Origin of the sequence: Brevundimonas sp. SH203 (genome assembly GCF_002157625.1) — a bacterium.
In the GTDB taxonomy this organism is placed as follows: domain Bacteria; phylum Pseudomonadota; class Alphaproteobacteria; order Caulobacterales; family Caulobacteraceae; genus Brevundimonas.
On sequence record NZ_BDMM01000006.1, the window covers coordinates 159508 to 171618 of the forward strand.

The window sequence follows — 12111 nt, forward strand, 5'->3', positions numbered from 1 at the left end:
TTGGCGTGGAGCTTGCGTAGAGGTCTGCATGCCACGACGGCGTCGCCGCTGGGGACGTAGAGATTGCGATCCGCTCCGACAGAAATTCGTGGTGACCATCCGAGCCATTTGCGTAGCCAGTCAGACTGGCCGTGAGAGCATGATCGTCCGCGACAATCCATCTTCTTGCTTCTGAGAACCAATCGCATTAACAGCGAAGCGGATTTCAGGGATTTGTCATGCGCCGTCGTTTGCTTCTCGCCACCGTCTTCGTCCTTGGCCCGGTTCCGGCGCTGGCTCAGGTTCAGCCGCCGGCGGCGGTGGAGGATGTGGTGGTCACGGCCTCGACGCGGGCGCAGCGGGTAGTGGAGGCGCCGGCGTCGATTTCGGTGGTGACGGCCGAAACCCTGGCCAATCGGCCGAATGCGGACCTGACCGATGCGCTGCGGGACGTGGAGGGGGTGTCGGTCAGCGGCGGATCGAACAATCAGGACATCTATATTCGCGGCCTGCCGGGCAGCTACACCCTGGTTCTGGTGGACGGAAAGCGTCAGTCCACGCGCGACAGCCGGGTCAACGGCAACGCCGGCTTCGAACAGAGCTTCACCCCGCCGTCGGGCGCCATCGAACGGATCGAGGTGGTGCGCGGGCCGATGTCGTCGCTGTACGGATCGGACGCCATCGGCGGCGTGATCAACATCATCACCAGGAAGGTTTCCAAGCGCTGGGGCGGCTCCATCGGCGGCGACTACATCGCCCAGGAAAAGGGCGCGTCCGGCGACTGGCGTCAGGCCCAGGGGTATCTGGCCGGGCCGCTGGTGGACGGCGTGCTGGGCACCCAGGTCTGGGGCCGCACCTACAGGCGCGACGAGGATCGCATCCCGGGCGGCGTCAACGGCGGCGAGGACTGGAACCTGACCGGGCGTCTGGCCTGGACGCCAAACGCCGATCACGAGGTGCTGCTGCAGGTCGACCGCACCGACGTCCGGCGCGAGAACACGGCCGGCGCGACCCTGGCCGCCACGGCGGCGTCGAACTACAACACCAATGAGCGGACGGCCGCGTCCCTGGGCTGGAACGGACGGTGGGACTGGGGAACCAGCGCGCTGTCGGTGCTGCGCGAACAGACCCAGCGCAAGACCTTCACTCGCCGGTCGGGGGACTTCACCCAGGACGCCCGCGCGCCGGAACTGACCAACACCGTCTATGACGCCCTGTTCAACATCCCGCTGGAGGGATCGCCGCTGGGCGATCACCAACTGGTCGTGGGCGGTCAGTATGTCGAGAACAGGCTGGTCGACCTGAACCCCGGCGTCAGCGCCAGCCAGCCCGGAACCTTCACCGTCTGGCAGCGCGCCCTGTTCGTCGAGGACGAGTGGCGGTTGAACGACCGTCTGGCCCTGACCGGCGGACTGCGGTTCGACGATCACGAACGCTATGGCTCGCACTGGAGCCCGCGTCTGTACGCCGTGTGGACGCCCGCCGAGGCCTGGACGATCAAGGGCGGGGTCTCCACCGGCTTCCGCGCGCCGGAACTGCGCCAGGTGGCCCAGGGCTATGCCTACACCACGGGCGGGGCCAGTTGCTCGGTCGGGCCGAACGGGACGTGCGGCGTCATTCTGGGCGATCCGAACATCGCGCCGGAAACCAGCACCAACTATGAGATCAGCGTGCTGTGGAACCCGTCCACGACCCTGTCGGCCAGCGCGACGGTCTTCCGCACCGCCTTCAAGGACAAGATCGACAGCGCCATGGTCTATAATCAGGACGGGTCCATCGCGCGGTGGAGCGAGAACCCCAACTATCGCCTCTACTATTGGTACAATCTTCAGGACGCCGATCTGCAGGGCGTGGAGCTGTCGGGACGCTGGCGGCCCATCGACCGGCTGGGGCTGAAGGCGGGCTATACCTATACCGACTCCGAACAGAAGTCGGGGACCTACAAGGGTCTGCCGCTGTCGCGCACGCCCGAACATATGGCCAATCTGCGCGCCGATTACGACGCCAGCGAGCGGCTGAACTTGTGGGGGGCGGTCAACTATCACGGGGCGGAGCTGAACGCGGGCCTGCGCGTGGGGACGAACGGCCAGCCGGTCCTGAACGGCGCGACCCAGGTCGGGCGGCGCTATCCCGGCTACACCACCGTCGACATCGGCGCGAACTGGCGCGTGACCCCGGCCGTCAGCCTGAAGGCGGGCGTCTATAATCTGGGCGACGAGGCGATCAACGTCGCCGATTACGACTTCCAGGGCGATGGGCGTCGCGGGTGGATCGGCGTGAACTACAGCTTCTGATGCGCCGCGCCCTGCTCATCGCCGTCTGCGGTCTGGCGGTTCTGGCCGCCGCCCCCGCCCTGGCCCAGCCGGCGGCGGCCGCGCGCGTGGACCGGACCATCGCCGATGTCGGTTCGGCCTTCTATCGGTTCGAGCGGCTGTCGGTGACATCCGAGGACGGGGCGCGGGTCTATCGCATCTGGGTCGCGATCCCGAAAAAGGCCGCGCCCGCCGCCGGCTATCCGGTCGCCTGGCTGCTGGACGGCGACGCCGCCCTGGCCCGGATCGACGAGACGCTGCTGGCGCGGCTGGACGCGGGCGATCCGCCGGTCATCGTGACCCTTGGTTATCAGGGCGACCGGCAGTTCGACGTTCTGGCGCGCGCCTTCGACTATACGCCGCGCCCGGCCGAGGGGCCGGCCCTCGATCCGGCGGGGCGGCCGGGCGGCGGGGCCGACGCCTTCCTGACCCTGGTGCAGGACCGGATCGCGCCCGAGGTCGCCCGCCGCGTCGCGGTCGATCCGGCGCGCAGCCTGATCTGGGGCCACTCCTATGGCGGACTGTGCGTGCTGCACGCGGCCCTGACGCGGCCCGACGCCTATCACGCCTTCGTCGCGGCCAGCCCGTCGTTGTGGTGGGGCTATGGCGCGGTGCTGAACGACGTGGCGCCCTTCCTGGCGCGAGCTTCGCGGCCGGACATGGCCCTGACCCTGCTGGTCGGAGAGGACGAGGTTCGGGGTCGGTCGTCGCGGCCGCACGTCCATCCGATGTGGACCTCCGTTCCCGCCGGCGCGACGCACGATCTGGCGGCGCGGCTGGCCGGCGCCGGGGTCGATGTCCGCTATGGCCAGCTGCCGGGTCAGGGGCATGGCGCCATGCTGGCCGCCTCGCTGATCCCGACCCTTCTGTCCCTGGCCGGCGTCGCCCCGACGCCTGGAGAGCCCCTGTCATGAGCGCCTCGATCCTCCCCCCGCCGTCGCGCCGATCCACGCTGCTGGGTCTGGGCGGCCTGTCGCTGCTGGCGGCCTGTGGTCCCGAGCGGAAGGCGGCGACCGGGTCGGGGCTGAAGGACCTGCGCGACCGGCCGGTCCAGCCCCTGTCGCCGGGCCAGAAGATCAGCATCGACGACGGCCGCTATCTGACCGCCCTGGCCCTGATCCATCCCGATCCCGTCTCGCTGCTGGCGGCCTGGAGCGGCGACGTGAACCGGATCAGCCCGGACATGTACAAGACCTATGTCGAGAAATTCCCGGCCCTGGCGACCCTGCCCAAGATCCCCCGCTCGGGCGAGCCGTTCAATCTGGAGGCCGTGCTGGCCGCGCGCCCGTCGACGGCGGTGGTGTCGATGGAGTCCGGCCCCAGCGACGAACAGGCGGCCCAGTTGCAGTCGGCGGGCGTGCCGGTCGCCTTCATCGACTTCTTCAACCACCCGTTCGAAAACCAGAGCCGCAGCCTGGCCCTGCTGGGCGCCCTGATCGGACGGGGCCAGCAGGCCGCCGCCTTCAACGCCTTCAAGAAGGCCCGGCTGGACGCGATCTCGGCCAGGGTGGCGACCGTGCCGATGGACCGGCGGCCGACGGTCTTCCTGGAACCCCACGCCATGATCACGCCGGACTGCTGCAACTCTCCGGGGCGGGGCAATGTCGGCGACTACATCGCCTTCGTCGGCGGTCGCAACATCGGCGCTGATGTCCTGACCGCGCCGACCGGCAAGCTGAACCTGGAATATGTGATCCAGCGCGACCCCGACGTCTATATCGCCACCGGCGGCCCGCATCTGGCCAAGGCCGGCGGCTTCGTCGTCGGGCCGGACTTCACCCCCGAACAGTCGCAGGCGGGCCTGCGCCGCGTCGCGGGGCGGCCGGGGATTTCGACCCTGAAGGCGGTGCGTCAGGGGCGGGCCCACGGCCTGTCGCATCAGCTGATCAACTCGCCAATCGACATCGTCGCCACCGAGGTTCTGGCCAAGTGGATTCATCCCGAATTGTTCGGCGACCTGAACCCGCGCGCGACCCTGGACCAGATCAATCACCAGTTCCTGGCCGTGCCCTATCGCGGCGACTACTGGGCCGATTTGACGCCCGCCTGATTTATTCCCCGAAAGACCGAAGAAGAAGGACTATGCCGATGACTTCCGTTCGTTTCGCCGCCCCCGCCCTGGCCTACGCGGCCGCCGCCCTCTTGGCCGGCGTCGCCGCGCCCGTCCTGGCCCATACGGCCGCTGCGTCTCAGCCCGCCGCCGCCGGCGCGCCCGGCATCGTCAAGTCGGTGAAGGTGGAGCCGGGCGGCCTGTACGAGATCGTCTTCAACCCGGCCGACAGCGACATTCTGATCGCCGCCGTCGGTCCCCGCGGCGAGGCGCGCGGCGCCGTCGCCCGCCTGAACGCCGACCTGACGCCGGGCCAGTCCATCGACGTTTCGGCCAATCCGCTCTATGGCCTGGGCTTCAACAGCCGCACCCAGACCCTGTACGGCACGGCGACCCGCTCCGGCTCGGTCGGGGTCGTGGATGTCAGGACCGGCCGGCTGGTCGCCACCATCAAGGACGGGGACGACGATTCCGCCCATGTCCGCGAGGTCATCGTCGATGAGGCGCGCAACAAGGCCTATGTCACCGTCGTCGGCGGCGAGGCGAACGACGCCAGCCGCCCGAACCAGATCTGGGTCGTCGACGGCGCGACCAACACCCTCGAACGCAAAATCGACGCGCCCGTCGGCGGCCTGACCGGCGCCGCTCTGGACGCCGCCGCCAACCGCCTGTTCGTCACGGGCATGAGTTCGAACGACGTCGGCGTCATCGACCTGAACACCGGCCGGGCGGTCGGAACCTGGCCGACCGGCAGCGAAAAGCCCACGAACGTCGCCTTCGACGCGCGCGGAAACCGCCTGTTCGTGGCCAGCCAGGGCACCGGCGACCTGACCGTCATGAACGCCGCCGACGGGGCGGTGATCAGGAAGGTGCCGACCGGAGAGGGCGCGCTCGGCGTCGCCTATAATCCCGGCGTCGATCAGGTCTATGTCGCCAACCGTCAGGCGGGCACGGTGACGGTGGTGAACGGCGCCGACTACGCCGTGCTGGCCAACCTCCAGACCGGCACCTTCCCCCAGACCATCGCTGTCGATCCGGCGACCAACGCCGTCTATGTGACCAACAAGGCGCGGGGCCTGCCGCGCAACGCCCCGGCCGGCACGCCCGTCCCGGTCGATCCGGCCGGCGACACCGTCACCCTGATCCGGCCCTGAGGATGAGCGGGGCGGCGGTTTCGCCTTCGCTGGACTGGAACGGCGACAACGGGCGGCGCTGGGTCGAGAACCAGGACCGGCTGGACCGGATGCTGGCGGCCTATGGCGAGGCCCTGGCGCGCGTCGCCGCCCCGGCCGTGGGCGACCATGTGCTGGATGTCGGCTGCGGGGCGGGGGCCACGACCTTCGACATGGCCGCCCGCGTCGGTTCGTCCGGCCGGGTCGTGGGTCTGGACATCTCGGCGCCCCTGATCGGCCGCGCGCTGGACCTCGCCGCCGAGCGAACGGCGAAGACGGACGGGGCGGTCGAGTTCCGTCTCGCGGACGCCGCCCTGGCCGAGTTCGCGCCGGACTTCGACCGGATCGTCTCGCGCTTCGGCGTGATGTTCTTCGACGATCCGGTCGCGGCCTTCGCCAATCTGCGTCGCGCACTGAAGCCGGACGGGCGGCTGGTCTTCGTCTGCTGGCGCGGCGCGGCCGAGAACGACTGGACCCGCCTGCCGATGAGCGCGATCCGCCATCTGGCGTCCGTCCCGCCGCCCGACCCGGAGGCGCCCGGCCCGTTCTCGTTCGGTGACCGTGAGCGCGTCCGGCGGATACTGGAGAGGGCCGGCTATGCCGACATCGACATTCGCCCCTTCGACAGCCCTGTGCCGTTCGGCGCGGGCGACACGGCCGACGCGGCCCTGGACGATGCGGTCGATCACGCGATCCGCGTCGGGCCGCTGGAGCGGGCGTTGCGGGGCGTTTCGGAAACGGTGCGCGCCCAGGCTCTGGCGGCGGTGCGGCTGGCCTTCGCCGGCAAGCTGCGCCCCGACGGCGTCTGGATCGACGGCGCGGCCTGGATCGTCAGCGCGCGTCCGGCCTAAAGCACCTCGTCCACCATCACCTGAATCTGGCCGCGCGCGCAGGGTTCGACGCGGGCGCGCACCTGCCAGACATCGGCCAGGACGGCGGGGGTGACGGCCTGGGCCGGCGAACCCTCGATACGCACCTGTCCGTCGGACAGCACCACGATCCGATCCGACACGCGGGCGGCGGCCTGCAGGTCGTGCAGCACCATCATCACCACGGCCCGATGGTCGCGGGCGTAGTCGCGGGCCAGGCGGAACACCTCCAGCTGGTGCCGCAGGTCCAGCGCGCTGGTCGGTTCGTCCAGCAGGAGGACGCGCGGTTCGCGCACCATGGCCTGGGCCAGGCCCGCGATCTGGCGCTGCCCGCCCGACAGCCGGTCCAGCCGCTTCAGCGCCAGATCGACCGCCCCGACCCGCTCCAGCGCCGCCAGGGCGCGCACCTCGGCCGCGTGCGACCCGGCGGCGGACGGCGAGGCCTCCAGCGCCGCGATCACCGTCTCCAGCACCGTCAGGGCCACGTCCTGAGGCAGGGTCTGGGGCATGTAGGCGATATGACGCGCCCGCTCGGCGATGGACATCCGGTTCAGGTCCAGCCCGTCAAGCAGGATCTGGCCTGAGGCCGGCGTCAGGCCCGCAACGGCCCGCATCAGCGTGGTCTTGCCCGCCCCGTTCGGCCCGATCAGCGACACGACCTGTCCCGCCGCCAGCGGCTGCAAGGCCACGTCCGACAGGATGGCGCGCTCGCCGTAACGGGCGGTCAGATGTTCGATGACCAGGCTCATCCCCGCGCCCCGCTGCGGAAGATCAGGATCAGGAAGGCCGGCACCCCGATCACCGCCGTCACCACCCCGACCGGCAAAAGCGCGCCGGGAACCAGCACCTTGGACGCCGCCGAAGCCAGGGACATCAGCAAGGCCCCGCTCAGGACGCTGGCGGGCAGGTAAAGCCGATGATCCTCGCCCACCAGCAGCCGGGCGATATGCGGCCCGACCAGACCGACGAAGCCGACCACGCCGACGAAGGCGACGGCGGCGGCCGACAGCAGGCTGGCGCGCAACAGGGACAGGAACCTCAACCGCCCCACATCGACCCCGGCGCTGAGGGCGCGATCCTCGCCCAGCCGCAACGCCGTCAGGGCGCGCGCCGCCGCCCAGGAGAAGGGCAGGGTCAGGGCCAGGACCGCCGCCAGCACGGCGACCGACCGCCAGCTGGCGCGCGACAGCGACCCCATGGTCCAGAACACCAGCTGTTGCAGCGCCTCCTGCGAGGCGACGAACTGAACCAGGGCGGTCAGGGCGTTGAAGGCGAAGACCAGGGCGATGCCGAACAGGACGATGCTCTGCACCCCGCCGCGCCGCGCCCGCGCGAGGGCCTGCAGCAGCAGCACCGATCCGAAGGCGAAGACGAAGGCGTTCAACGCCACCACCCCGTCCGCCGGCACGAAGGGCAGGCCCAGCCCCAGCACGATGGCCAGCGACGCCCCGAATGAGGCGGCCGACGACACCCCCAGCGTGAAGGGGCTGGCCAGGGGATTGTTCAGCACCGTCTGCATCTCGGCCCCCGACAAGGCCAGCGCCGCCCCGACCAGGATCGCGGTCAGGGCGTAGGGCAGGCGGATCTGCCAGATGATGGCCGCCTCGGACGGACTGAGCCGGTCGGGGCGCAGGACGCCGGCGACGATCCGCCAAGGGGACAGGCCGGACGGCCCGGTCGCCGCATCCAGACACAGCGCCGCCACGCAGGCGACCGCCAGACCCGCCAGCAGCCCCCAACGGCGCAGGCGCAGACGCCGGTGCTGGTTCAGGACGTTACGCGCGGCGTCGGAGGAGGGAAGGGAAATATCCATGATCAGATTGCGTCGCATTACAACATGATGCGCGCATGGGCTAGGATCGGATCATGACCGACCCCGATCCCGCCGACTGGACGCCCTGGACCGCGCCGCACTGGCGCGTCCGCGCGCTGACGGGGCCGGAAGGGCGGCGCATGGACCTGATGCTGGCGACGCCGGAGGGCGAGCCGCCGCCGGGCGGCTGGCCCCTGTTGCTGGCGCTGGACGGCGGCCGGTTCTTCGCGGCCCTGGCCGGCGCCGCTGCGGCCCTGTCGCACCGGACGGAAAAGACCGGGATCGCGCCGATGGTCGTCGCCGCCCTGGCCCATCGGCCGGAGGAGGGGGCGGTGGAGGATCAACGCGCCCACGACTTCACCCGTCGGCCCTGCGCCGATCCCGGCTGGGCGCGACCGTCAGGCGGCGGGGAGGCTATGCACCGCTGGATCGCGGATCGGGTCTTGCCGATGCTGGCCGAGGCCGCGCCCGTGGATGTGGCGCGCGCCACACTGTTCGGCCATTCGCTGGGCGGACTGTTCGTGCTGGAGACGCTTCAGGCCGAGCCGAGCCTGTTCGCCCGCTGGATCGCCGTCAGCCCGTCCCTGTGGTGGTCGACGCCGTCGCCGGACATCGTCTCGCCCGCCGTGCTGATCGGCTGCGGCGAGGCGGAAACCGCACGCGACATGCGCGACCGCATCGCCGCCTGGGCCGGCGCCAGGCCTGATGGCGCGATCTTCAGACAGGCGCCCGCCGCCGACCACGGCTCGGCCCCCTTCGCCCTGATCCCCGACATCCTGCGCCACGCCGGCGGCGCAGGGACGTGAGCGGCGTCAGCCCTCGCGACGCCAGGCCGCGACGAAGGCCTGGGCGTTGCGGCCGGTCTGTTCGGCGCTCTGGCCCGGCTTGAACACCGCCGAACCGATGCCGAAGCCCGAGGCGCCGGCGACCCGCCATCCGTCCATGCTGTCGGGATCGACCCCGCCCACGGCATAGACGCGCGTCGCGGCCGGCAGGATGGCGCGCACGGCCTTCAGGCCCTTGGGCCCGGCGACCTCGGCGGGGAACAGTTTCAGCGCATCGGCCCCGGCGTCCAGCGCCACGAAGGCCTCCGAAGGCGTGAAGAAGCCCGGCAGGGACAGCAGGCCCAGCGCCTTGGTCTGGCGGATCACCTCGGCGTCGGTGTTGGGCGAAATGACCAGCTGGCCGCCCGCCTCGGCCACCTGTCGCGCGGCCTCGGCGCTCAGGACCGTGCCGGCGCCGATCAGGGCGCGGCCGTCCAGCGCGGCGCGCAGCCGACGAATGCTCTCCAGCGGCTGGGGCGAGTTCAGCGGCACTTCCAGACAGGTGAAGCCGGCGGCGACGATGGCCTCGCCCACCTCCACCGCCTCGTCGGGCGTCAGACCGCGCAGAATGGCGATCAGCGGCAGGGCGTCCAGACTTTCGATGGCGACGGGGATCATGCGGATGCGGCCTCGTGAATGCGCCACAGGCCCCGGGCCGTGGCGGCGGCGCCGTCCGCCGTGCGGACGTCGGAAAAACCACCCAGGGCGAGGGCGGCGGCGTAGCGGCGGCACAGGGCCTCGGCGCCGATCAGGACGACGGGACGCGCCGCCATGTCGGATTGGGCGGCGATCTCGGCCCCGATCAGCAGGCCGGACAGATAGTCCGCCGCCGCCGTCGCCGGCAGCCGACCCGCCAGGCTCTCGATCCTGACGGAAAACAGGGCGGCGGTGATCGCCGGATCGGCCAGGGCGCGCTGCACCCCGTCCGAAAAGGCGTCGTCGTCGACGCCCGGTTCGTCCATGCCGACGCCCAGGATGGTGCCCTTGCGGATGGCCGCGAACAATTCGCCGGTCATGAAGGTGCGGAAATCGACGATCCACCCGGCCTGGGTCTCGATCCATTTGCTGTGGGTGCCGGGGGCGACCACCACGGCGTCGGCGGGCGCGTCCAGACCCATGACTTGGGTTTCCTCGCCCCGCATCACGTCATGCAGCCGCCCGTCGCGACAGGCGGCGACACCGGGGACCAGGGCGACGAAGGGCGCGTCGTCGGGCCGTTCGACCGCGCGGGCCAGTTCCGCGATCCCGGCGGGACAGGGGGCATAGGCCATCTCGCGCCACTTGCCGCGCGCCCCGGCCATGCCGCCGACCATGACCGGCAGGCCGTCGGTCAGCCAGCCGCCCGCGACCTGTTCCAGCACGGGGCGGAACTGATCGGGCGACAGGCCGCCGGCGCCGCGCGGATCGAACCGGCTGTCCAGCACCGCGCCGCCCTCGGCGATCCGCATGACGCGCAGATTGCTGGTGCCCCAGTCGACCCCGATCAGACGGGCTTGGCCGCTCACCTCACCACCAGATCGTATAGACGACGATCAGGAAGGCGACGACGCCAACCGCGGCCAGGTTGAAGCCCAGCGAGGTCTTGTAGCTGATCTGGTCCAGCTTGATCTTCATCGCGTCGGGCTTGGCCGGGACCAGCAGGGACACGATCACCGCCGCGATCAGCGAGACGACGAAGACGACGCCGACCCGGTTCATGAACGGGAAGATGAACTGGCCCGTCTCCTGCAGCCACCAGAAGACGGCCGACAGCACGACCGAACCGATGGCGGCGGTCAGGGCGCCCGCTTCCGACGCGCGCTTCCAGAACAAGCCCAGCATGAAGATGACCACGATGCCGGGGGTGAAGAAGCCGGTGAACTCCTGGATGAACTGGAACGCCTGATCGAAGCCGCCCAGCAGCGGGCGGGCGGTCAGGATGCCGATGATGACGGCGGCGACGGCGGCGATGCGGCCGACCGTGACCAGCTGATGCTCGGGCGTGTCCTTCCTGATCTTGGCGTAGAGGTCCAGGGTGAAGATGGTCGAGATCGAGTTCACCTTGGACGCCAGCGAGGCGATGATGGCGGCGATCAGGGCGGCGAAGACCAGCCCCTTCAGACCCACCGGCAGCAGGTTCATCATCGTCGGATAGGCCTGGTCCGGCGCCGACAGGTTCGGGGCCAGGATCAGGGCGGCCATGCCCGGCAGCACCACGATCACCGGCATCAGCAGCTTCAGATAGGCGGCGAAGGCGATGCCCTTCTGCGCTTCCGGCAGCGACTTGGCGGCCAGGGCGCGCTGGATGATGTACTGGTTGAAGCCCCAGTAGCTGATGTTCATGACCCACAGGCCGCCCAGCAGGACGGCGATGCCCGGCAGTTCCTGATAGTGGGGATTGTCCTTGGACAGGATCATGTCGAACTTGTCCGGGAACTGGGTGATCAGAGTGTGGAAGCCCGCGACCGCCCCGCCCGCGCCGCCGATGGTCGACAGGGCGATGAAACCGATGATCAGGCCGCCGCAGACCAGCAGGGCCACCTGCACGATGTCGGTCAGTGCTACGGCCTTCAGCCCGCCCCACAGCTGATAGGCCAGGGCGAAGACGCCGATGGCGATGATGGCGTAGTCCTGGTTGAAGCCGGTCACGGTGTGGACGGCGATGGCGCCCAGCCACAGGATCGAGGTCACGTTGACGAAGACATAGAGCAGCAGCCAGAAGACCGCCATCACGTTCCTGATCGTCGGGCCGTAACGCTGCTGCAGGAACTGCGGCATGGTCACGATCTCGTTGCGCAGGAAGATCGGCAGGAAGAACTTGCCCACGATCAAGAGGGTCAGAGCCGCCATCCATTCATAGGAGGCGATCCCCAGGCCGATCACATAGCCCGAGCCGCTCATGCCGATGATCTGTTCGGCCGAGATGTTGGCGGCGATCAGCGACGCGCCGATGGCCCACCACGGCAGGCTCCTGGACGCCATGAAATAGTCGGTCGAGGTCTTCTGATGCCCCGCCTTGCTTCGCGACACCCACTGGGCCAGACCGAAGATGAAGACGGCGTAGATGGCCAGGATCGCCAGATCGAGTCCTGCGAGCGACATGGTTTGCTTCC

11 protein-coding genes are annotated in these 12111 nt (G+C 70.0%); 6 read left to right on the forward strand and 5 right to left on the reverse strand.

What is annotated here, in order from left to right:
* Positions 1-218 precede the first annotated feature (218 nt).
* Genes SH203_RS13540 through SH203_RS13560 form a run of 5 tightly spaced genes read left to right on the forward strand, consistent with a single transcriptional unit; the run spans position 219 to position 6364 of the window.
* A complete protein-coding gene (locus tag SH203_RS13540; RefSeq protein WP_087121473.1) occupies positions 219-2273 on the forward strand; it encodes a TonB-dependent receptor domain-containing protein in 2055 nt (684 codons plus the stop codon).
* Positions 2273-3205, forward strand: a complete 933-nt coding sequence (locus SH203_RS13545) for an alpha/beta hydrolase (protein ID WP_087121474.1) — start codon at positions 2273-2275, stop codon at positions 3203-3205. The genes SH203_RS13540 and SH203_RS13545 overlap by 1 nt, the downstream gene beginning before the upstream one ends.
* Positions 3202-4341, forward strand: a complete 1140-nt coding sequence (locus tag SH203_RS13550; protein ID WP_087121475.1) for an ABC transporter substrate-binding protein — start codon at positions 3202-3204, stop codon at positions 4339-4341. The genes SH203_RS13545 and SH203_RS13550 overlap by 4 nt, the downstream gene beginning before the upstream one ends.
* A 38-nt stretch (positions 4342-4379) precedes the next feature.
* Positions 4380-5495 carry a YncE family protein gene (locus SH203_RS13555; protein ID WP_200808950.1) on the forward strand — a complete coding sequence of 372 codons (1116 nt, stop codon included), beginning with the start codon at positions 4380-4382 and terminating at the stop codon, positions 5493-5495.
* Positions 5496-5497: 2 nt separating this feature from the next.
* A complete protein-coding gene (locus SH203_RS13560; RefSeq protein WP_087121477.1) occupies positions 5498-6364 on the forward strand; it encodes a class I SAM-dependent methyltransferase in 867 nt (288 codons plus the stop codon).
* On the opposite strand, the gene SH203_RS13565 is transcribed toward SH203_RS13560, so the two are convergent.
* Positions 6361-7131, reverse strand: coding sequence for an ABC transporter ATP-binding protein (locus tag SH203_RS13565; protein ID WP_087121478.1), 771 nt, complete (start codon positions 7129-7131; stop codon positions 6361-6363). The genes SH203_RS13560 and SH203_RS13565 overlap by 4 nt on opposite strands.
* The gene (locus tag SH203_RS13570; protein ID WP_200808951.1) at positions 7128-8195 is read right to left on the reverse strand and encodes an iron ABC transporter permease; all 1068 of its coding nucleotides are present in this window, start codon (positions 8193-8195) and stop codon (positions 7128-7130) included. The genes SH203_RS13565 and SH203_RS13570 overlap by 4 nt, the downstream gene beginning before the upstream one ends.
* Before the next feature lie 53 nt (positions 8196-8248).
* On the opposite strand from SH203_RS13570, the gene SH203_RS13575 reads away from it, so the two are divergent.
* Positions 8249-9001 (forward strand): alpha/beta hydrolase, encoded by a 753-nt coding sequence (locus tag SH203_RS13575; RefSeq protein WP_087121480.1) that lies wholly within the window; start codon positions 8249-8251, stop codon positions 8999-9001.
* A 6-nt stretch (positions 9002-9007) separates the two neighbouring features.
* Here SH203_RS13575 and SH203_RS13580 read toward each other — a convergent pair whose 3' ends face one another.
* From SH203_RS13580 to SH203_RS13590, 3 genes are read right to left on the reverse strand one after another with little or no spacing between them, the layout of a single operon-like run.
* Complete coding sequence (locus SH203_RS13580; RefSeq protein ID WP_087121481.1) at positions 9008-9637, reverse strand: 2-dehydro-3-deoxy-6-phosphogalactonate aldolase; 630 nt, start codon at positions 9635-9637, stop codon at positions 9008-9010.
* The gene (locus SH203_RS13585) at positions 9634-10524 is read right to left on the reverse strand and encodes a 2-dehydro-3-deoxygalactonokinase (RefSeq protein ID WP_234989514.1); all 891 of its coding nucleotides are present in this window, start codon (positions 10522-10524) and stop codon (positions 9634-9636) included. The genes SH203_RS13580 and SH203_RS13585 overlap by 4 nt, the downstream gene beginning before the upstream one ends.
* 1 nt (position 10525) lies before the next feature.
* Positions 10526-12100: a sodium/sugar symporter gene (locus tag SH203_RS13590; RefSeq protein WP_087121482.1), complete on the reverse strand. Its 1575-nt coding sequence runs from the start codon at positions 12098-12100 to the stop codon at positions 10526-10528.
* Positions 12101-12111: the final 11 nt, after the last annotated feature.